This is a genomic window from Mesorhizobium sp. M1078, from assembly GCF_040318615.1.
Classification (GTDB): Bacteria; Pseudomonadota; Alphaproteobacteria; order Rhizobiales; family Rhizobiaceae; genus Mesorhizobium.
This window is the reverse complement of record NZ_JAMYMP010000003.1, coordinates 36,805-57,931: the sequence shown is the minus strand read 5'-3', so window position 1 is coordinate 57,931 and position 21,127 is coordinate 36,805. Positions and strand designations below refer to the sequence as shown.

Here is a 21,127-nt window from a genome sequence, read left to right as displayed (position 1 = left end):
CCTTCTATCCGGCCTGTTACGGGGCCGGTAAGGTGACCGGGAAAAGCAACCAGCCAACAGGGACATCCCGATGAGCCGAAAGAGACCGACCGTCGCCGATCTGCGCGCCATGAAGGGCAAGCGCCAGCTGACCATGCTGCGCGTCCTGACCATGGACGAGGCCGAGGCTGCCGAGCGGGCAGGGGTCGATATCGTCTCGGTGCCGCCCGAGCTGGTGCTCAACCCTGAGTATCGCGATGCGGCGCCCAGCCTGTTCACCATGCCGGGCGAGAATTTTTATGAGATCGGCACGGCGGACGATTTCCTGCGCTGGGCGTTCCGGCTCTACAAGGCCGGCGCCGACGCCGTTTATTGCAGCGCCGGTTTCGCCACCGTGAAGCGGCTCGCCGACGACGCGATCCCCGTCATCGGCCATGTCGGCCTCATTCCGTCCCGCGCCACCTGGACCGGCGGCTTCAAGGCCGTCGGCAAGACCGCCGACACCGCCATGCAGATTTTTGAGGCGGTCAAGCAGTATGAGGCCGTTGGAGCTCTCGGCGCCGAGATCGAAGTGGTGCCGATCGAGGTGGCGAAGGCGATCTCGGAACGGACCTCGCTGATCATGCTGTCGATGGGTGCGGGCACCGGCTGCGACGCGCAATATCTGTTTGCCGACGATATTCTTGGCCAGAACCGGGGCCACATGCCGCGCCATTCCAAGGTCTACCGCAACTTCGCCGCCGAGTACGATCGTCTGCAGGCGGAACGCGTCGCGGCGTTTTCCGAGTACGTTGCCGACGTCGATAGCGGCGCCTATCCGGAAGACAGGCATGTCGTGCGCATGGATCCGGCCGAGCTCAGCCTGTTCATGAAACGGGTGGACGCAAAGGGCTAACTACTCGGCCTCCTTGCCGATCATCGCTGCACCTTGCCATGTTCCGTCAGCGAGCATGGCATGGAGCACCTCGGCATCCGTTCCCAGCGGCCGGTCCTCCCTGAGCATCGCTACATGCGCGCGCACCGCGGTATGGACCGCTGCTGTGCCGGGCGCCAGCTTGAGACCGTCGCGCAGGTCCACGGCCTGTGCGGCGGCCATCAGTTCGAAGGCGATCAGCCGTCGCCACAGCGCGATCATCCCGGCGCATTTCGACACGGCAAGCGGCGTCTGCGTGGCGTGGTCCTCTACGCCTTCGGACACGGCCAGGAAATCCAGCATCACCGGATTGGCCTTGTGGCGGATGCCGGCCAGGATTGCCGTTGCGGTCTTTTGCAGCGGCACGAAACCGGCCGAGGCGCCGCCGACCGGTGACAAATATTTTGGAAGGCCGTTGCGGCCGGAGCCGGCGAGCTGGATGAAGCGGGCAACGCTTGCCGCGGCACATTGCGCGATCGCCAGGCCGAGCGTCTCGAAGGCAAGCGCCAGCGATGCGGTGTGGAAATTGCCGGTCGACAGAACCAGCCCGTCATCGCCCAGCACCAGCGGATTGTCGGCGGCGGCATTGAGTTCGATCTCCAGCGCCAGCCGCGCCTGATCGATCGCCTGGATCAATGCACCATGGATCGACGGCATGCAGCGGATCGACAACGGGTCCTGCAAGGTGGTCGGCGCCGGCTCCTCGTCACGGGCAAGCAGGTCGCGCAGGCCCTTGGCCGCGAGTTGCTGGCAGGCTGCCGGCCGCGCCAGATGCAGGCGCGGATCGAGGATGGTGCGGTTGGCGCCAAACCCTTCCATGGTCAGCGCGCCGGCCTGCTGCTGTTGCGCAAAGGCCGACAGCGCGTCGGCCAGTACCAACGCGCCAGTGCCGGCTGATACCGCCGAGGCGTTGATCAGCGACAGGCCGTCTTTCGGCGCCAGGCTGATCGGAGCCAACCGCGCCATCATCAACGCCTTGGCCGCCGGCATGCGCCGACCCTGATAGTCAGCTTCGCCGTCGCCGGTCAGCAGACGGGCGAGCGCCGCCATCAGCACGAGATCGCCGGCGCCGATCGAGCCCAACTGCGGCATTACCGGATGCACGCCTGCATTGAGCGCATCGACAAGGGCGGTGAAAGCCGCCGGCGAAATGCCGGAGCCGCCGACTGCCAGCATCGCTGCGCGCGCTAGCATGGTCGCCCGCACCGCCTCTTGGGGCAACGGTTCGCCGACAGCGCCGCTTCGCCCTTCCAGCAACTGGCGCTGGAAGGCGCTGGCATCGCCCTCGACCGATGTGCCGAGATTGGCGCCGAGCCCGGTGTTGAGCCCATAGATTTGCTGACCGGACGCGGCGACCTGATCGAGCACTTTTCGCGCTTTGTCGAGCCTCTCGATGACTGTCGGTTCAACCTCGACCTTGCGGCCGCCGCGGGCGACCTGCGCAACGTCCTCGACGCTGACGCCGGCGCCGGTGAGGACGAGCGCGCTCATGCGAAGCGCAGCCTCTGGCCGATGCCTTTATCAGCAGCCTTGGCCAGCATCGCCTTGCCCAGCGCAATGTCGGACAGCGACAGGCCGCGATGCCAGAACAGGATCGTCTCGTCGTCGCTCTGGCGTCCCGGCTTGAGACCGGCAGCGATCTGGCCGAGCTCGGCGTGCAGCGTCGCTTCGCTCAGCCGCCCGGTCTCGACATGGGCGCGCAGCGAGCCGAACTTGCCGCCTTTGCACTGGCCCCAGTCGTCGACGACCATTTTCTGCATGATGTCGGTCAATGACAGCTCCACCGCGCTCATCGTACCATAGGGCACGACCAGCGCACCGGGCTTGATCCATTCGGTCTTGAGCAGCGGCTGCGGCTCCGGCAGCCGCGAGGCCTCGACGACGATGTCGGCGCCCTTGATGCAGCTTTCCCAGTCGGCAACCGCGGTAACTTTCTTGCCGAGATCGGCCGAGAGTTTGGCGGCGAAGCCGTCGCGGCTTTCCGGGCGGCGCGAATGGACGCGGATCTCGTCGAAGTCGAAGAGATGGTCGAGCAGGCGCACATTCCAATAGGCGGTGCCGCGCGCGCCGATATGGGCCAGCACCTTGGAGTTCTTGCGCGCCAGATGTTTGGCGCCAATGGCGGTGACGGCGCCGGTGCGCATGTCGGTGATGACGGTGGCGTCGAGAATGGCGCGCGGCGTGCCGGTGCGCGGATCGAACAGGTTCAAAATGCCAAATTCTGAAGGGAGCCCGTGCAGATAGTTGTCGACATAGTCGCCGACGATTTTCACGCCCGCCGTATCGAGCGGCGCAACGTAGCCGCGCAGAACGTTGAAATGGCCATGGAAGGAAGGGGCGGGTTCAAGATGGACGCGCGGCTCGATCACCGTCTGGCCATTGCCTTGCGCGATAAGCCCGGCTTCGACAGCGGCAATGATTTCGCCGTCGGTCATCTCCAGGGCTTCGATATCGAGGCCATTGAGGTAGTCGATATAGATAGGCTTCATGCAATGTCCTTGGCCGCCCGCCCATCCATAACAGGCTGCGAGCCGACACGGAAGTTTGTTGGATAAGCTCTGGACGGGGCCAGCCATATGCTGTTCAACGCGGTTCGCCATGACTGCCGTTCCCGACACCGAGGCCTCCGCCGTAACCGCCAGCAATGCGCGGCGCGTGGCGTTGATCGTTGCCATCGCCTTTTTCATGCAGCTGCTGGATTCGACGATCATCTCGACCTCGCTGCCGCAGATGGGACAATCCTTCGGCGTGCCGGCGGTGGCGATGAGCATCGGCATCACCGCCTATATGCTGACCATGGCAGTGTTCGTGCCGCTGTCGGGCTGGCTTGCCGACCGCTTCGGCGCGCGCAACATCTTCCTGCTGGCGATCGTACTGTTCACGCTGGCCTCGCTGGCCTGCGGCTTCTCGCAAAGTCTGCCTCAGTTCGTTGCCGCTCGCGTCGTGCAAGGCCTTGGCAGCGCGCTGATGACGCCGGTCGGGCGAATTCTGGTGCTGCGCAATGCGTCGAAATCGGAGCTGCTCAACGCCACGGCGCTGATCACCTGGCCGGCGTTGTTTGCGCCCGTGGTCGGGCCGGTGCTTGGCGGCTTCATCACAACCTATCTCTCCTGGCACTGGAATTTCTTCATCAACGTCCCGCTTGGGCTCGTCGGGCTGGCGCTGGTCGCGCGCTTCATTCCGGGCGACCGCGCGGCCGATCCCAAGCCGCTGGATTGGCCGGGGTTTTTCCTCACGTCGCTGGGGCTCGCGCTGCTGCTCTACGGCCTTGAGCGCATCGCACATCCGGAAGACGGCGCCTTGCCCGCCGTGCTGCTGGTTGCCGCCGGCATCGTCATCGGCTGGCTGGCGGTGCGGCATCTCCGGCGCGCGCCGCATCCGCTGCTCGATCTCAGCGCGTTCAGGGTGCAGACCTTCGCCATCTCTACGCTTGCCGCCGGCACCATTTTTCGCGTGGCGATCAACGCCACGCCGTTCCTTTTGCCGCTGCTGTTTCAGGTCGGCTTTGGCCTTTCGCCGGTCGATGCCGGCTTGATGATCCTGGCCTATTTCCTCGGCAATCTCGGCATGAAGACGGTGACGACGCCGACGCTGCGGCGCTTTGGTTTTCGCACGGTCATGGTCGTCAACGGCCTGATCGCCTCGGCCTCGATCATGGCCTGCGCGGCGATCTCGCCGGAGACGCCGCAGGCGCTGGTGGTAGCGCTGATGCTGATCGCCGGCCTGACGCGCTCGATGCAGTTCACAGCGCTGAATACTCTGGCCTTCGCCGATATCGATGCGGCGCAGCGCAGCTCGGCGGCAACTTTGTCGTCCATGCTGCAGCAGATGTCGATGCTGTTCGGCGTAGCGGTGGCGGCTGCCATTCTGAACCTGTCGCAGATCGTCAGGCACCGGCCGGCGCTCGACCTCGTCGATTTTCGCATCGCCTTCCTGGTCATCGGCGCCATCGGGCTGGCGGCGGCGTTGCGGTTCCTCGTGCTGCCGCCCGGTGCAGGCGCCGAAGTTTCAGGCCACACGTCCAGGACCTGAATTCGCAATTTTCGCCGCTCAGGCGGCAATTAATTCCGCCTTGTGCTTTCGCCTCAGAACGGCACCTTCGCGCATACGCGCAATGGTGCAACCAAATGCCAAAAGCGCAGTCTTTTCCTAGGATTGCGCCAGTTCTAGCAATCGGTGCGTCCACTGGAAGATTATCACTGCCAACGGGTGTTCCGAGCGCGGATTCATTTGACGAAGCGGCGCCGAGCCGATTAGCTTTCTTCGGAAGGGGTGGCAGAGCTGCCATCGGGGCGAATGCAGACATGAACACGATTGGCTGGCCAAATGTCAGGAGCCTGAATCAGGAAGGCATTGTCTTTGCCATCGCCGTGGTGCTGTTCGTCGCCGCTGCCATTGGGCTGCCTGGTTTCATCGCTGCCAACAATCTCGTTGCCATCGTCCGCTCGGTGTCGGTGCTGGGCATTTTGGCGCTCGGCATGGCGGTCGTCATAATCGGCAGGGGCATCGACCTGTCGGCGGTGGCGATCATGGCGATGTCGGTCGCCTGGTATCTACAATTGCTCAACGCCGGAACGCCTGATGGGCTCGCCTTCGCCTATGTGCTGGCAGGCGTGCTCGCCATCGGCCTGCTCAACGGTTTTCTCGTCGCTTATGCCGACGTGCCGGCGATCTTCGTGACGCTGGCGACCGGCTCCTTCGTCTTCGGCTATGTCCGCTCGCAACTGATCACACAGGATGCGGTGCCGGTGCCTCAGGGCCATTGGGTGGAGTTGCTCGGCGGCCTGCGTTTCCTCGACATTCCGATCGAAGTGTTCGTCTTCGCCGGGCTCGCCTTCCTGTTCTTCCTGTTCCTGCGCTACACCAAATGGGGCCGCTACATCTATTTCGCCGGCGACAATCCGGTCGCCGCGCGCAACATCGGCATTCCGGTGCGGCCAATGCTGGTGCTGCGTTATGTGGTTTCGGCCTTCGTCGCGCTGATCGCCGGCCTGCTGACGGCGTCGAGCCTGCACTCGATCAACACCCGCGTCGTCAACTCGACGCTGCTCTATGACATCGTGCTGGTGGCGGTGATCGGCGGCATCGGCCTGTCCGGCGGGCGGGGCGGAGTGCGCAATGTGCTGGTGGGCGCTGCACTGATCGGCATCCTGTCGAACGCGATGACCATCATCGACATTCCGCTGCTCTATCAAAACCTGATCAAGGCGGCGATCCTGCTCGGAGCCATCATCGTCGACGGCATCATCAATCCGCGTGACGAACAGACCGCGCAGCAGGGCGACATCTAAGGGGTACCCGACCGGGTCATGCCGACCGGCCGGCAATAAGTGAAAAACAGAGGATGTGACATGAAACTGATCAGAACACTGATGGCGGCCGCCACGGCGCTTGCCGCTACCGCCTTCGTCGCGCCGACCTTCGCCGCCGACGATCCGGGCCCGGCCGCATACGCGCAGGCGCTCAAGGGCAAGCGCGTCATGCTGGTGCCGCTGGCGATGGGCTTCGACCTTGCGCAGGGCTGGTCGCACTATCTGAAGACGGAAGTCGAGGCCTGGGGCGGCACCTTCGAAACACGCGATCCGAACTGGGTCGTCGATGCCGGTGCACAGGCGATCACCGACGCGATCTCGTCCGACACAAGGCCGGACGTGTTGATCATCCATGCGCCGGACCTCAACTCCTATTCCAAGCTGATGAAGAAGGCACAGGCCGCCGGAACCTACGTCATACTGGTCGACAACCCCGCCAACTTCCCGGCCGACGCCTTTGTCGGCAGCGACTGGGACCGGCTTGGCCAGCTCGAAGCCGAAGCGGCGATCAAGGGCTGCGGCGAGAACTCGTCGAAGAAGATCGGCCTTGTGCAGGGTGATCAGGCCAACTCGTCCAGTCTCTACCAGTATGCCGGCATCATGAAGGTGCTGGAGAAGCACCCCGACTTCAAAGTCGTGGCCAAGCCCGACTCCAACTGGGATCCGACGACGTCGCGCAACGTGACGACGACAATGCTGCAGCAGAACCCCGACATCTGCTCGATCATCGACTTCTGGGATGGTGACGCCACCGGCGCATCCGCCGCCATCCGCGACGCCAAGCTCGACGGCAAGGTCTTTTTGGTCACCACCGGCGGCGGCGAGAAGGCGGCCGATTGCGACAAATTGCAGGACGGAACTTACGGCGCCGTGGTGATGACCGATCTGGCTCGCCAGTCCGGCGACATGAACGCTATCATCAAGTTCCTGCTGCAGAGCGGCCAGCCGGCCGGCACGTCGCACACCTACATCTACACACTGGAGAAGGCTACGACCAAGGCCGACCTCAAGCCCGACAGCTGCTGGGACCTGAAGGCGCTGCAGGCCGAAGCGGCGGCGAAGTAAGCCGCGCTTTTTTCGACTGAAACAAACGAGGTGACTGGACAATCCGGTCACCTCGTTCCCTCATGGAATAGCAGCCGCCGATGTCCTTTCGCGAACGCCTCCAGTCCTGGCGCTACAATCTCGTGCCCGACCATCTGGTCGGCGAGATCCTGACAAAACGCTGGACCGACAACGCCATTCCGTTCCTGGCGCTGGTGGCGACGCTCAGCGTGTTCGGCTCGATCATTCCCGGCTTCTTCAAGCTGACCTCGCTGCAGGAATCGACCCGCCAGCTCGGCGAGTTCTCGATGGTAGTCACCGGCATGACGGTGGTGATGCTGGGCGGCGGCATCGACCTGTCCGTCGGCTCGATCTTCGCGCTGTCCTGTTTCTCCGCCGTCTATGTCTTCTTCATTCTCGAACAGTCTATCTGGCTGGCGCTGGCGGCATCGCTCGCCACCGGCCTGATCTTCGGCGCCGTCAACGGCTACCTCGTCGGCTCCCTCAGGCTGCGCGCCTTCCTCACCACCCTGGTGACGTTCATCTTCGGCCGGGCGCTGTTCGATATTCTCGTCACCACCTACGCCGCCGACGTGCAGCTTTCCCAGGTGACATCGGATGTGCTCGACTTCATCGGCGACAGCACCTTCTGGGGGCTTTCGGTCTCGGTGTGGCTGGCGATCATTCTTGCCATCGTCACCCATATCGCGCTGACGCGCTCACGGCCGGGCTGGCATGTGCTGGCGGTCGGCGGCTCCAGGCGCTCGGCGCACAATGCCGGCATTCGCGTGCGCCGCACCGTGTTCATGACCTATGTCTTTTCCGGCTTCTGCGCCTCGATCGGCGGCTTCCTCATCGCTTGCCGCCTGAGTGGGGCAGGGCCGGGCACCGGCCTCAACCTGGAGATCATGGCTCTGACGGCGGCGGTGGTTGGCGGCGTCAGCCTGGGTGGTGGCCGCGGCTCGGTCATCAAGGGGCTGATGGGCGCCATCATCGTGCTGACCATGACCAACGGGCTGATCCGGCTGGGCTATGGCACCGGCACCAACCAGATGGTGCTGGGCATCATGCTGGCGGTGGCGGTGACGATCGACATCCGCTGGCTGAAGAACCGCCATAAGGTGCTCAACGAAGTCTATGTCGCGCCGGTCTATCTCAAGATGGGCGAGACACAGTCTGCGGTGCCGGGCTCAGGCACGCCCTACGCGCTCGACAACCGGCTGTCGGCGGCCGACCATATCGGGCTCGGCGAGTTGGAAGGGCCGGAAGACGTCATCCTCGACCGCGACGATCACCTCTATTGCGGCACGCGCCATGGCGAGATCGTCCGCTTCTTCGCGCCGGATTACGTTAAGTCGGAGGTGTTTGCCCATATCGGTGGTTTTCCGCTAGGCCTGGCCTTCGACAAATCGGGCAATCTGATCAGCTGCGTCGGCGCCATGGGGCTCTATTCCGTCTCACCGGATCGGGAAGTGAAGCGCTTGTCGGCCGAGACGTCACGCTCCTGGACCTCGATCGTAGACGATGCGCGGCTGCGCGACCCCAATGATTGCGACATCGCGCCGGACGGGCGCATCTATTTCACTGACTCCACCAAGCGCTATGACGCGCACGATTGGGCGCTGGACTCGATCGAGAACCGCGCCACCGGCCGGCTGCTGGTCTATGACCCGAAGGACGGTTCGACGAAGACACTGCTCGACGGCTACCGCTACACCAATGGCGTGTGCATGGCGCATGACGGTAAGTCGCTGTTCTTCGCTGAGAGCTGGGCCTGCCGCGTCCACCGCTACTGGCTGGAAGGGCCAAAGGCGGGCGCCGCCGAATGCGTCATCCGCGACATGCCGGGCTATCCCGACAACATCAACCGCGCCTCCGACGGCAATTACTGGATGGCGTGGCTCGGCATGCGCACGCCGAGCTTCGACCTGTCGCTGCGCCATCCCGATATGCGCAAGCGCATGACGCGCCGGCTGCCGCAGGACGAGTGGCTGTTCCCCAACATCAACACCGGCGGCGTGGTGAAATTCAACGACAAGGGCGGCATTGTCGAGGCGATGGGCGACCTCACCGGCGGCGCGCATCCGATGGTCACCTCGATGCGCGAGCACAAGGGTTTCCTGTTCGTCGGCGGCATCCTCAACAACCGCATCGGCCGCTACAAGATTGCGGGCGCGGACCCGACCTGGACCAGCTCCGCTTCTTATTGGGGAACGCAGCCATGATCCTCGATCCTATCTTGGACATGTTTCGCGGCAAGGCCGTCACCATCCCGCCGCTCGACGGCGCCTTCCGGCCCAACACGCGGCTCGATGATGCGCCGGTTTTTGCCGGACTGATCGAACCCGACAATCTGCTGGTTGCCGATGGCCGGCTGCTCGCTTCCAGCGGCAACGCCATCTATTCGCTTGCCGCAGGAGTGGGGCCGAAGGTTGTCGAGACCTTTCCTTCCCCCATCACTGCGCTGGCTCTATCACTGTCGGGAGAACTGACGGTCGGACTTGAGAGCGGCAAGCTGCTGGTCGCCGGCAAGGAGGTTTCGCTGCCGTCTGGCGTCAGCTGCATCACCGCGCTTGCCTATGCAGACGACGGCACGTTGTGGCTGGCCAATGGCTCGGCTGAGCACACGCCGTCGCAATGGGCCGCCGACCTGATGAAGAAGGGCGCGTCCGGTTCGCTTTGGAGGCGGGACGCGGCCGCCGCCGAGTTCCGCAAAGTGGCCGGCGATATCGCCTTTCCCTATGGGCTGCATCCCATTGGGCGGGATGTGCTGGTCAGCGAAAGCTGGCGCCATCAGCTCGTTCGCTTCGATGGTGCGACCGGTAGCCGCTCGACCGTGCTGACGCATCTGCCCGGCTATCCCGCGCGCCTCGCGCCGGCCGGCGATGGCGGCGCGTGGCTGGCTCTGTTCGCGCCACGCAACCGGCTGATCGAATTCGTTCTCCAGGAAACCCACTATCGGCGCGACATGCTAGACCAGGTGGCGCCGGCCTACTGGATCGCGCCGGCTTTGGCCTCCAATCGCAGCTTCCTCGAACCGCTGCAATGCGGCGGCATCCGCACCATGGGCATCCACAAGCCCTGGTCGCCGAGCCGCTCCTATGGGCTGGTGGTCAGGCTCGATCAGAACATGCAGCCGCAATTCAGCCTGCACAGCCGCGCCGACGGCACGCGCCATGGCATCTGCAGCGTGGCGGAAACGGACGGCCGCCTGTTCATCGCCTCCAGGGGCGGCGATTGCGTGCTGGCCATCGACGCAGGAGGTCTCTGATGGAACCGATCGTGCGCCTGGAAAATGTCACCAAGAACTATCGCGGCGTGCCCGCGGTCAGACAAGTCAGCTTCGAACTGCGCAAGGGCGAAATCCACGCGCTGCTCGGCGAGAACGGCGCCGGCAAATCCACGCTGACCAAGATCATCGCCGGCGTCGTCGACGCCACCTCAGGCAAGATGTTCCACAAAGGCCGCGAGATCGCCTACGCCTCGCCGCATGCGGCGCTCGAGGCCGGCATCGCCATGGTGTTCCAGGAGACCAGCCTGTTGCCGTCGATGACGGTGGCGCAAAACCTCTATCTCGGCACCGAAAAATTCCTCAACCGGCTGCGCGGCACCTACATTTCGGCGCAGCAGTTTTTGCAGTCGCTGAACTTTCCGGTCGACCCCAACGCCATGGTGGCGACGCTGGGCGCGGCCAAGCGTCAGATGGTCGAGATCGCGCGCGCCGTTCACCACAATGCCGAGATCATCATCTTCGACGAGCCGACGGCGACGCTGACGCCGGAGGAGAAGCGGCACTTTTTCGCACTGATCCGGCGGCTGAAGGCGAACGGCGTCTCGATCGTCTTCATCAGCCATGCATTGGAAGAGGCGCTGATGATCGCCGACCGCATCACAATCCTGCGCGATGGCGAGCTGGTCATAACCGACGACACATCGGCCTTCGATCGCGACAAGATCGTCGCCGCCATGGTCGGGCGTACACTGTCGGGACAGATCTATCGCCAGCGCGACGAGGCCAGGCTGCGCAAGGCCGGCAAGAAGGTGCTGTCGGTGCAGGACATTTCGATGAGCAATGTCGTGCGCAACACCTCCTTCTCGATCTTCGAGGGACAGATCACCGGCGTGTTCGGGCTGATCGGCTCCGGCCGCACCGAGACCTTCAAGATCGTCTCCGGCATCTACAAGCGCGATTTTTTGCGCGGTGGCGCGATTGAACTCGACGACAGGCCGGTGCGCTATCTCGTGCCCAGTGAGGCGGTCGCCGGCGGCATCGTCTATGTTACCGAGGACCGCAAGAGCGAGGGCATTTTCGAGACGATGGGCATCGCCGAGAACCTGTTCGGCGGGCTGCTGGCGGCGGGCCGCGAAAAGGCCTGGGTGATCAACCAGCAGGAGATGCGCACGCTTTCCGCTGAATGGACGAAGACGCTGAACATCAAGGCGATCAACGACAATGCCCGCGTGGTCGAGCTTTCCGGCGGCAACCAGCAAAAGGTGGTGATCGGCAAGGGGCTGGTGCAGCAGCCGCGTATCGTGATCTTCGACGAGCCGACGCGCGGCGTCGATGTCGGCGCCATCGCCGAGATCCACCAGATCATCAACCGGCTGGCCGACGAGGGATTGGCCGTCGTCGTTATCTCGTCGTACCTGCCGGAAATCATGAACCTGTCGGACCGGATTCTGGTGTGCCGGCAGGGCCGCATGGTCGAGGAGTTTTCGCCCGCCGAGGCGACGGAGGAGAAGATCATGTATGCGGCGGTTCATTAGGTTTCTGGTCGGTGTTTGAGGGTGCGCATACGTCGCCAATTGGCGAAGGCCTCAGCGCCTTCGTCATCCTCGGGTCTCTCCGCGACGGCGCTTCGCGCCTGCTTCGCCCGTGAATGACGAAGCTGAGATGCTTCGGCCAATCGCCATGGTTCTGTCAGCATCAAAAACTGAATCGGAATAGCCGGTTAGCCGCCCTTGCTCGAAACCTGATTCAACCACCTGATCCACCGATTCAACGAAAGGAAACGCCATGGCCGCCACAAAACTCCTCAGCGATGCTGAGGTCGAAAAAATCCCGGTTGCGAAGGCTGTGTTCGATGACATCCGCGCGACGCGCAAATCGGATTTCGTCAACAATTTCTGGCGTGGGCTCGCCAACGATCCGGCCTTGCTGAAACGGACATGGGAACAGGTGAAGGTGGTGATGGCCACGGAGAGCGCCATCGACCCGCTGACCAAGGAAATGATCTATATCGCGGTGTCGACCGCCAATGGCTGCTCCTACTGCGTCCATTCGCATACGGCAGCCGCCCGCGCCAAAGGCTTGACCGATGCGCAGCATGGCGAGCTGGTGTCGATCATCGGGCTGGCCGGGCAGACCAACCATCTGGTGACTGCGATGCAGATTCCGGTCGATCCTGAGTTTGAAGTGAAGTGAGGGGCGGATTTCCCTTCTCCCCTGTGGGAGAAGGGGAAGCGTGCGCTATGCCGGTCTGTAAACCTTCTCTGCTGTATTCCAAAAGATATCCGCTTCCGCCACCGGACCGTGCTTCGCCATGGCTGCACGATGCGCCTTGATCAGTTCGGCGTGGCTGGTCCAGAGCTTCTCTATCGGGAAGTTGGAGCCGAACATCAGGTGGTCAGCGCCCAGAATGTCGATGGCATTGTCGACGATGTAGGCAATCAACGCCGGATCGTTGCGGTGGGCGAAGGTGCCGAGGCCCGACAGCTTGGCGTAGACGTTCGGCGCTGTTGATAGAGTACTCAGGCCGGCTTTCCAGGCCTCGGTGGTTTCCGGCTCCATGCCGGTCAGCATGCCGGCATGGGTGAGGATGAAATTGGTGTCGGGGTTCTCGCCGACGAGCGTCAGCCCGTCCTTCATCTGGGCGGGGAAAAGCTGCAGGTCGAAGGACAGGCCATAGTCTTTAAGCCGCGCGACATTGGCCCGCACCTTGGGGTCGATGACCTGATCGGCCGAGGCAGCGAAGCGGAAGGCCGGCGTCTCGTGCCAATGCAGCTGCATGCGCACGCCGCGCAGCAGCGGGTACTTTTTCAATCGATCGATCTGGGGCCGGACATCGTCGACAGTCATGTCGGTATAGCCGACGATAGCGTGCGGCCAGCCGGTCTCGTCGGCAGTCTTCTGCAGGAAGGCGACTTCTTTTTCGAAATCCTCCTTGGCCCAGTTGGTCTGGACATAGACGGCCTTCTCGACACCTGCGCCTCGCTGATCGGCGAGAAATTCCTCGATCGGATAGTCGCGGCGGATCGGCTCGTAGGGGCCGAAAATGCGCGGCACCATCGGCCCGACCAGCCAGGGCTGATCCTGCTGGCGCCAGATGTGGAAATGCGCGTCGATGGCTTTCTGCATCACGATACCCTTTTCCAGATTGCCGACGCCGCCGGGGCCGGGCGGGCGAGCGACAGGATGAAATCGGTGAGACTCCCGAGCGACGAGCCGTCGATGAGATCGTCGAGATCGGGCAAGATGGCGCGCAACGCCGCCGTTGCCGGCTGGAAGCGCGGATCGCCGGCCAAAGGTGTCGCCAGCGAAAGCCGGAAGGCGCGCGCGCTCAGTCGGCGCATTGCGGTCTCGAGATCGGCATGGTCGCCGCGCTCCAGCGCGTCCGACAGCATGATCACAGCAGCGCCGCGGGCGAAGGCTGAGAAACGGGGCACCGAGAGGAAGGCGAGCAGGGTCGGTCCCATGCGCGTGCCGCCGTCCCAGTCGTCTACGAGTGCCGCCGCTCGGGCGAGAGCCTGGTCGCGATCGCGGATACGCAGTGCGGACGTGATTCGGGTGAGCTGCGTGCCGAAGGTGAAGATTTCGGCGTGGTCCGCGCCTTGTGCGGCGGCGTGCGCCAGCTTGAGGTAGTCCGCCGTGTGCAGCTTCATCGAGCCGGAGACGTCGATGAGGATCAGCAGTTTGCGCGGCACCGTCTGGCGGCGGCGCAGCAGCGGCGAGGGGATGTCGCCATCGGCGCTGACGATTTCCCTGAGCGAGCGGCGCAGGTCGAGCTTGCCGCGCGAATGGGTGCGCACGGTGCGGAATGAGCGGCGGGCGGGCAGGGCTGAAGCGAGCTTGCGGCGGAAGGGCCCAAGGCCATCGTCGTCGCGGAGGAAATCGCGGCTGCTGAGCTGTTCGATTGCCGACGACAGCTCGCCGCCTTTCTCCTGGCGCGTGGTCTGTTTCTCCTCCTGGCGCGTGCCGCCATCGTCCTTGATGCGGGTTTCCTCGTCTTCTTCGCCTTCGACGGAGGGTTCGCCATCGCCATGGAAGTGATTGCGAAAATGCGCCTCGAATTCGCCGCGGCGATCGGGCGGGGGGGCAAGCGTTGCGAGCGCCGCCTCGCGGATGTCGGCCATCGAGCGGGGGCCGAGCAGGGTGACCGCCTGCATGAAGCTGGAGACCTGCTCGGGGGCGACGGCAAAGGCGTGGCGGCGCAGCAGCCGGGCGAAGTGGAGGAAGGGCGCGGAGGCGAGAGGAAGGGTTCCCTGACGCATCATTCCTTCGCGCCCCCCTCTGTCCTGCCGGACATCTCCCCCACAAGGGGGGAGATCAGCAGCTTTGGCGCTTCGGTTCTTTCTGCGCCGCTGGAGATTGGCGAAGGCCAGGATGACGGCTGATCTCCCCCCTTGTGGGGGAGATGTCCGGCAGGACAGAGGGGGGCGCTGTCCCGCCAGCGTTGCAGAGTGCCCAGGTGAGGCCACCTCGCTGTGAACGAGCTGTTGACCTCACACGTCACCCCAGCGCCTCCTCGACAATCTGGCCAAGCTCCGGCGCGATCGCGGACAAATCCTCCTCGTCCTTGATAAGCACACCGATGGCGCGGCGGAAGGCTTGCGGCCATGGGCTGCCGCCTTTCTCCAGTATGGTGGCGGCGTTGGCCCATTCTACGGCCTCGGAGATGCCGGGCGGCTTGGCCAGCGGGCGGACGCGGATCTCCTGCACAGCGGCCGCCACGGCGCGGGCGGTGGTCTCGGCGACATCGCCGGCGCGCAGCATGATGATGGCGGCTTCGCGCTCGGCGTCGGGATAGCCGATCCAGTGATAGACGCAGCGCCGACGCAGCGCCTCCGCCAGTTCGCGGGTGCGGTTCGAGGTCAGGATGACGATCGGCTGCGCTTCGGCGCGGATCGTGCCGCGCTCGGGGATGCTGATCTGGAAATCGGAAAGGAATTCGAGAAGCAGCGCTTCGAACTCATGATCGGAGCGGTCGATCTCGTCGACCAGCAGCACGCGCTGCTCCGGCGCCCGCAGCACCTGCAGCAATGGCCGCGCGATCAGAAAGCGGTCGTCATAGATGTCGATCTCGTGCTCGCCGGCATGGCGGATGGCGAGCAACTGGCGCTGGTAGTTCCATTCATAGAGCGCGTGTGCTGCGTCGATTCCCTCATAGCATTGCAGCCGCACCAGATCGCGGCCCAGCAGCTGCGCGATCGCCTTGGCCGCTTCGGTCTTGCCGACGCCGGGCGCGCCTTCGAGCAGCAACGGCTTGCCCAGCCGTATGGCCAGGAAGATCGCAGTCGCCAGGCTGTCGTCGGCGAGATAGCGCGATCCAGCGAGGTGGCGTGCCACCGCCTCCGGTGAGGTCGCGACAGTCTCGGCGTTCACCTCTGGCATCCTCAGTTCGCCGCTTGCGCTTTCAGCGCGCGCAAGATGCGTTCCGGCGTGATCGGCAGCGTGTCGATGCGCACGCCGACGGCGTCGAAGACGGCATTGGCAACCGCGGGGATCTGCGGGTTCGCGCACATTTCGCCTGGCCCTTTGGCGCCATAAGGCCCGTCGGCCGAAGGCCGCTCCAGCACGATGATCTCGGTTTGGGCGAGATCGCCCGGTCCCGGCATCAGATACTGGTTGAAGTCGGTGCCGCCATGGTCGCGGTTGGGATAATAGGGCTCGGTCGTTTCGTAGAGCGCGTGGCTGATGCCCATCCAGGAACCGCCGACCAGTTGCTGCTCGACCATTTTCGGGTTCAGCGCGCGGCCGATCTCGAAGACGTTCTTGACGGTCAGCACCGTAACCTCGCCCGTCTCGTCATCGACCTCGACCTCGGCCACCGTGCAGGCATGGGCGTAGCAGGTCGACGGCTTCATCGCGCCGGTCTCTTTCTCCGGATAGGAGCGCGGGATCAGGAACATGCCGCGGCCTGAGATCGAGCGGCCACGCTTGAAATGAGCCGACAGCGCGACATCGAAGATCGAGATCGACTTTTGCGGCGCGCCCTTGACCAGAATGTTGCCCTGGCCATCAGTTTCGAGATCGGAAGCGTTGACCTCCAGCTCTTCCGCCGCCACTTCCAGCATCACCTGGCGCGCTTCCTTGGCCGCCTGGATGACGGCGTTGCCGGCGCGGTGGGTGCCGCGCGAGGCGAAGGTGCCCATGCAGTGCGGACCGGTGTCTGTGTCGGCGGTGTCGATGGTAACCCGGTCCGTCGGCACGCCGATGGTCTCGGCGCAGATCTGCGCCATGATCTGCTTCAAGCCCTGACCGAGATCGACGCTGGAAAGCGTCACCATGAAATTGCCGGTCGGCGTCGAATGCACCAGCGCCTGCGTCGGGTCGCCGCCAAGGTTCATGCCCGTCGGATAGTTGATCGCGGCGACGCCGCGTCCGCGCCTTATCGCCATCTCAAGCTCCCTTCGTGTAGGAGGACATCGCCATATACTTCTCCGCCACCGGCCAGTTGGCGGCGCGCGACGCCTCCTGCATGCACTCGATCAGCGCCGCTCCTTCGGTCGGCTGGCGATGCGCCTTCATGTCGCCATCGCGATAGGCGTTGATGAAGCGGAATTCGAGCGGGTCCATGCCGATCAGCCGCGCCAGCTTGTCCATCTGCACCTCAAGCGCGAAGTCGCCGATGGTGACGCCGAAGCCGCGCATGGCGGAGGAGGGGGTGCGGTTGGTGTAGACGCAATAAGTGTCGATCCAGACATTGGGAATGGTGTAGGGCCCGGGATAGTGCGCCGCTCCCTTCTGCGCGCCATAAGGCGAGTGGCGCGAATAGGCGCCGGCATCGGTATAGCCGGTCACCTTGCGCGCAACGATGCGGCCGTCGTTCATCACGCCGTCCTTGATGATTATCTTTTCGGCGGCGCGCGGCGAGGAGATCTGCATCTCCTCCTCGCGGCTATAGACGAAACAGACTGGGCGTCCGGTTTGTTTAGCGCCAAGAATGGCGATCGGCTCGACGATGACGTCGACCTTGCCGCCGAAGCCGCCGCCGACAGTGCCGCCGACGAAATGCAGTTTTGAGCCGGGCATCTGCAGGATGATCGAGGCGTTGTCGAGGGTGAAGAACATCGCCTGGGTGTTGGTGTAGCAGGTGAAGCGGTCATTGCCTTCGGGCACCACGACGCAACCGGTGGTCTCGGTCGGCGCATGCTCGATGGGCGAGGATTGATAACTCTGTTCGAGGATGTGGTCGGCGCCGGCGAAGCTCGCCTCGACATCGCCGAAGCGCACCTTGCGGCATTCGCCGCTGTCATAGAGATAATAGTTCTGGCCGTGATATTCATTGACCAAAGGCGCGCCGGGCTTCAGCGCTTCTTCCATGTCGAAGACGGCCGGCAGCACCTCGTAGTCGACCTTGACCTTGGCTGCCGCTTCCTGAGCCGCGCGCTCGGTCTCGGCCAGCACCGCCACCACCGCCTCGCCCTTCCAGCGTACCTTGCCGTCGGCCAGCACCGTCTCGTCTTCCGGTCCGACCTGGATCAGGATCAGGATGGTGTAGACATTGTGCGGCACATCCCTGGCGGTGAGGATTTTCACCACGCCGGGATGCTTCTCCGCTTCGGAAGTGTCGATCGAACGGATGCGGGCATGGTGGTGCGGACTGCGCACCATTTTCAGGTGAAGCATATTCGGGAAGTTGCGGTCGGCGAAATAGGCGGTCTTGCCCGTCACATGTCCCGGCGAATCCAGCCGAGGCCGCCCATGGCCGATCTCGTGCAGGCCGTCCTTGCGCTGATCGGCGAAATAGTTTTTGCGCAGTTCCATTCTTTTGATCCTTAGGCCGCGTTCTGCGAATTGGCTCGGGCCGCCGTCAGCACCGCCTGGATGATCGGCTCGTAGCCGGTGCAGCGGCAGATATTGCCGGACAGCGCCTCGACCACATCCTCGCGGCTCGGATTGGGCGTGTGGTCAAGCAGCACCTTGGCGGCCATGATCATGCCCGGCGTGCAGAAGCCGCATTGCGTGGCGAAGGCATCGAGGAAGGCACGCTGCAGCGGATGCAGGACGCCGGCCTCAGCGAGGCCCGACGTGGTGCGGATGTCGGCGCCGCTGCAGGTCTCGGCCAGGGTCAGGCAAGAGAGCCGGAGTTCGCCGTCGATGATGACCGAACAGGCGCCGCAGGTGCCCTGGTGGCAGCCGCCCTTGGGCGAGGTGTCGCCGATCTTGTCGCGCAGCGCGTGCAGCAGCGTCGTGCCGCTGTCGACAAATTCGGCCTTCTCCGAGCCGTTGAGCGTGAACTGAACCGGAACCTTTGCCATGTTTTCCTCCCAGCGCGCCTGCCCGATTGATCGGACAGACGCGCGCCCCCCAAGCGGTGGTTAAGTAAGCAGCCGGCCGAGATGGACCGGGAGAACCTCGGCGCGATACCAGGCGCTGGCGATCGGGTCGGTGATTGGCGAAGTGCCTTCACCGGCTGCAGCCAGCGCCGCTGCGACGCCGTCCTGGTCAAGCCTGCTGCCGATCAGTGCCTTTTCCGCCGCACGGGCGCGCATCGGCCGGTCTGCCATGCAGCCGAGCGCGATCCGCGCCGAGGAGACAGTGCCGTCGCCGGCCTGTTCGAGAACGGCAGCGATGCTGAGCACCGAGACGCCCTTCGGCTTGACTCGCGACACTTTCAGGAAGCGGAAATTCTCGGCCTTCGGCAGCGCGAAGGCGACTGACGTGACGATGGCGCGGCTGCCGTCCCGCCTGGCTAGAAAATCCTCGATAGGCAATTCCCCATCATCGGTGCCAACCGTCGCATCCAGCGCCAGCAACACCACGGCGAAATCGCCATAGGGCGCCGGCGCAAACAAATTGCCGCCGACGGTCGCCATGTTGCGGATCGCCGGGCCGCCGACGGCGCGCGCAGCCTTGGACAGCGCCGCAAGCTCGGGATGGCGGGCGATGGCCGCCATTGTCACCGAAGCGCCGATGCGGACCTTGCCGCCGGCAACGGTGATCCCGGAGAGGGTCGGATCGGTCGAGCGGACGAGGCCGGTGACGGAGACATCGCCTTCATTGGCGGCGCGCACGACCAGCGTGCCGCCGCCGAGATAGCGGGTGCCGGGCGCCTTCAGCGCCGCGTTGGCATCCCTGACGGCCGAAAAGGTCTGGAGGGCAAGCGCCATGGCAGTCTCCCTGGTTCAGCTCTGGCCAGAAAAGTGGCTCTTCAACGCATTGAAGCCACCCTGGAAGACATTGGCGGCCATGCCGGCGGCGATCTTGTCGGCCTCTTCGGGCGCCGCGTCGAAAGTTGCTGTCCATTCGGCATAGGTGCGGTCGCCGTCGGTAACGCGGCGCAATTGCAGCGTCGCCTTGTGATTGGTCAGCGGCTGCGGCGTCTCCAGGATGGAGTAGCTGACGCGGAAATTCGCGTCGGAGAAGTCGAGCAGTTTTTCGCGGATACGCGCGCCGCTGGCGAGCTCGAAATTACGCACGCAGCCGATGGTTTCGGCGCTCTTGCCGTCTTCGATATGGCTCTTGACCATGCGCGGATGCCAGCCCGGCAGGTCATTGAAGTCGCGTATGCGCGCCCAGACCTTTTCGACCGGCGCGTCGATGACGCTGGAGACGGTGACTTCAGCCATATGATCATTCCCCTACGAATTCGATACGCAGCAGGGTAGGGCGGCGGCCGGTGCTGCGCTTATCAATGGGTCTTGCGGCCCTATCAAGGAGTCTGAAAAACGAGCGGCTTGGCTCAGGCCATGGCCCGCGCCGCCTCGCGGTAAAGCGTCGGCGGCACGCCGACATGGTCGCGGAAGAAGCGCGAGAAATTGCCCTGGGTGGTGAAGCCGAGATTGCAGGCGACCGAGATCAGCGGCTCCTGCGACCACTGCAACTGCCGCACGGCTTCCTCCATGCGCAGCGTGTTCCAGTAGACGTTGGGCGTGAGATTGGTCTGTTCCTTGAACAAAGCAAAGAAATGCGGCCGCGACAGGCCGACGCTGCGGGCGACGTCGTCGAACGAGATGCGCTCGCAGACATTGGCCTTCATCAGCTGGATCGCCTTGCGGACGCGGAAATCCTGCATGGTGTTGACGCGGATGCGCGCCTCCTGCGGCGCCGAGGCGTCGGCAGCGTCAAGCACGCTATCGATGAAGCGCTCGATCTCGTAATTGGCGACGTCGTCGATGCTTTCATTCTCGCTCAAATGGTCAAGCAGATTGGCGGCGGCCCGGTGCAGCCATGGTTCGAGCGTGATTGCCGCCTGTGCAAACAACGGCGCCGACGAAGGCAGGTCGCGGCGCCGACGCGCCCAATCCGGATCGATGTAGAAAGCGAGGAACAGGCCGGGCCTGCCGTTCTGCGACAGAATGTGGCTGTGCGGCTGGTAGGAATTGATGCCGGCGGCGGTGCCGGGACCCAGCGGCACCGTCTCGCGGCCGACGGTCATCTCGCCGGCCGTGCCCTCCAGCCAGATGATGATGTGGGCCTCGACATGCGCATGGGTGACGAAGTCGCTGGCGACATTCAGGACAGAAACATGTCCGAACCGGCCCCAATAGAGCCTGATCGCGTCCGTCATGGGTTATACCTCCCGCAGACGACTGGCCTCCCTTCGCCTGCAACGGGATTGTGCGGCTGAGTTCGGGGTCGCGTCAAGGCGCGGGGCGAAAGCCGCTGTGTGCTGCCGGCCGCAGTGGTGGATTTTCAGACTGAGCGATAGGGTTT

19 protein-coding genes are annotated in these 21,127 nt (G+C 64.1%); 8 read left to right on the top strand and 11 right to left on the bottom strand.

What is annotated here, in order from left to right:
• The first annotated feature begins 70 nt into the window (after positions 1 to 70).
• Positions 71 to 874: a 3-methyl-2-oxobutanoate hydroxymethyltransferase gene (locus NKH38_RS06660; RefSeq protein ID WP_023682254.1), complete on the top strand. Its 804-nt coding sequence runs from the start codon at positions 71 to 73 to the stop codon at positions 872 to 874.
• Here NKH38_RS06660 and NKH38_RS06655 read toward each other — a convergent pair whose 3' ends face one another.
• Together NKH38_RS06655 and NKH38_RS06650 are read right to left on the bottom strand one after the other, a co-directional pair.
• Positions 875 to 2,383, bottom strand: coding sequence for an HAL/PAL/TAL family ammonia-lyase (locus NKH38_RS06655; RefSeq protein WP_023815628.1), 1,509 nt, complete (start codon positions 2,381 to 2,383; stop codon positions 875 to 877). It lies immediately after the preceding gene.
• Positions 2,380 to 3,381, bottom strand: coding sequence for an ornithine cyclodeaminase family protein (locus NKH38_RS06650; protein WP_023687938.1), 1,002 nt, complete (start codon positions 3,379 to 3,381; stop codon positions 2,380 to 2,382). Before NKH38_RS06650 ends, NKH38_RS06655 begins: the two co-directional genes overlap by 4 nt.
• 109 nt (positions 3,382 to 3,490) lie before the next feature.
• Here NKH38_RS06650 and NKH38_RS06645 point away from each other — a divergent pair, with 109 nt between their 5' ends.
• The 7 genes from NKH38_RS06645 (at position 3,491) to NKH38_RS06615 (ending at position 12,673) form a co-directional block, all read left to right on the top strand.
• Positions 3,491 to 4,924 carry a DHA2 family efflux MFS transporter permease subunit gene (locus tag NKH38_RS06645; RefSeq protein ID WP_023725434.1) on the top strand — a complete coding sequence of 478 codons (1,434 nt, stop codon included), beginning with the start codon at positions 3,491 to 3,493 and terminating at the stop codon, positions 4,922 to 4,924.
• Between the two features lie 272 nt (positions 4,925 to 5,196).
• On the top strand, positions 5,197 to 6,183 hold the full coding sequence (locus NKH38_RS06640) for an ABC transporter permease (protein ID WP_023668176.1): 987 nt from the start codon (positions 5,197 to 5,199) through the stop codon (positions 6,181 to 6,183).
• A gap of 60 nt (positions 6,184 to 6,243) precedes the next feature.
• Positions 6,244 to 7,269, top strand: coding sequence for a sugar ABC transporter substrate-binding protein (locus tag NKH38_RS06635; protein WP_023668177.1), 1,026 nt, complete (start codon positions 6,244 to 6,246; stop codon positions 7,267 to 7,269).
• 80 nt (positions 7,270 to 7,349) lie between these two features.
• Positions 7,350 to 9,473: an ABC transporter permease gene (locus tag NKH38_RS06630; protein ID WP_352764654.1), complete on the top strand. Its 2,124-nt coding sequence runs from the start codon at positions 7,350 to 7,352 to the stop codon at positions 9,471 to 9,473.
• Positions 9,470 to 10,519 carry an SMP-30/gluconolactonase/LRE family protein gene (locus tag NKH38_RS06625; protein ID WP_352764656.1) on the top strand — a complete coding sequence of 350 codons (1,050 nt, stop codon included), beginning with the start codon at positions 9,470 to 9,472 and terminating at the stop codon, positions 10,517 to 10,519. The genes NKH38_RS06630 and NKH38_RS06625 overlap by 4 nt, the downstream gene beginning before the upstream one ends.
• Positions 10,519 to 12,015: a sugar ABC transporter ATP-binding protein gene (locus NKH38_RS06620; protein WP_352764658.1), complete on the top strand. Its 1,497-nt coding sequence runs from the start codon at positions 10,519 to 10,521 to the stop codon at positions 12,013 to 12,015. The genes NKH38_RS06625 and NKH38_RS06620 overlap by 1 nt, the downstream gene beginning before the upstream one ends.
• A 250-nt stretch (positions 12,016 to 12,265) precedes the next feature.
• Positions 12,266 to 12,673 (top strand): carboxymuconolactone decarboxylase family protein, encoded by a 408-nt coding sequence (locus NKH38_RS06615; protein WP_023699677.1) that lies wholly within the window; start codon positions 12,266 to 12,268, stop codon positions 12,671 to 12,673.
• Positions 12,674 to 12,718: 45 nt separating this feature from the next.
• Here the strand turns inward: NKH38_RS06615 and NKH38_RS06610 are convergent, their stop codons facing one another.
• The 9 genes from NKH38_RS06610 to NKH38_RS06570 form a co-directional block, all read right to left on the bottom strand.
• Complete coding sequence (locus tag NKH38_RS06610; protein ID WP_352764712.1) at positions 12,719 to 13,606, bottom strand: amidohydrolase family protein; 888 nt, start codon at positions 13,604 to 13,606, stop codon at positions 12,719 to 12,721.
• Complete coding sequence (locus tag NKH38_RS06605; RefSeq protein WP_352764660.1) at positions 13,606 to 14,742, bottom strand: vWA domain-containing protein; 1,137 nt, start codon at positions 14,740 to 14,742, stop codon at positions 13,606 to 13,608. The genes NKH38_RS06610 and NKH38_RS06605 overlap by 1 nt, the downstream gene beginning before the upstream one ends.
• A 235-nt stretch (positions 14,743 to 14,977) precedes the next feature.
• Positions 14,978 to 15,859 carry an AAA family ATPase gene (locus NKH38_RS06600; protein ID WP_023714817.1) on the bottom strand — a complete coding sequence of 294 codons (882 nt, stop codon included), beginning with the start codon at positions 15,857 to 15,859 and terminating at the stop codon, positions 14,978 to 14,980.
• 2 nt (positions 15,860 to 15,861) lie between these two features.
• Positions 15,862 to 16,866, bottom strand: a complete 1,005-nt coding sequence (locus NKH38_RS06595) for a xanthine dehydrogenase family protein molybdopterin-binding subunit (protein WP_023699673.1) — start codon at positions 16,864 to 16,866, stop codon at positions 15,862 to 15,864.
• Between the two features lies 1 nt (position 16,867).
• Positions 16,868 to 18,235, bottom strand: a complete 1,368-nt coding sequence (locus tag NKH38_RS06590; protein ID WP_352764664.1) for a xanthine dehydrogenase family protein molybdopterin-binding subunit — start codon at positions 18,233 to 18,235, stop codon at positions 16,868 to 16,870.
• Positions 18,236 to 18,246: 11 nt separating this feature from the next.
• On the bottom strand, positions 18,247 to 18,729 hold the full coding sequence (locus NKH38_RS06585) for a (2Fe-2S)-binding protein (protein ID WP_023752952.1): 483 nt from the start codon (positions 18,727 to 18,729) through the stop codon (positions 18,247 to 18,249).
• Between the two features lie 60 nt (positions 18,730 to 18,789).
• Positions 18,790 to 19,581, bottom strand: a complete 792-nt coding sequence (locus tag NKH38_RS06580; protein ID WP_352764667.1) for an FAD binding domain-containing protein — start codon at positions 19,579 to 19,581, stop codon at positions 18,790 to 18,792.
• A gap of 15 nt (positions 19,582 to 19,596) precedes the next feature.
• Positions 19,597 to 20,040 carry an SRPBCC family protein gene (locus NKH38_RS06575; RefSeq protein WP_023696209.1) on the bottom strand — a complete coding sequence of 148 codons (444 nt, stop codon included), beginning with the start codon at positions 20,038 to 20,040 and terminating at the stop codon, positions 19,597 to 19,599.
• Between the two features lie 113 nt (positions 20,041 to 20,153).
• A complete protein-coding gene (locus NKH38_RS06570) occupies positions 20,154 to 20,981 on the bottom strand; it encodes an AraC family transcriptional regulator (protein ID WP_352764671.1) in 828 nt (275 codons plus the stop codon).
• Between the last annotated feature and the right edge of the window lie 146 nt (positions 20,982 to 21,127).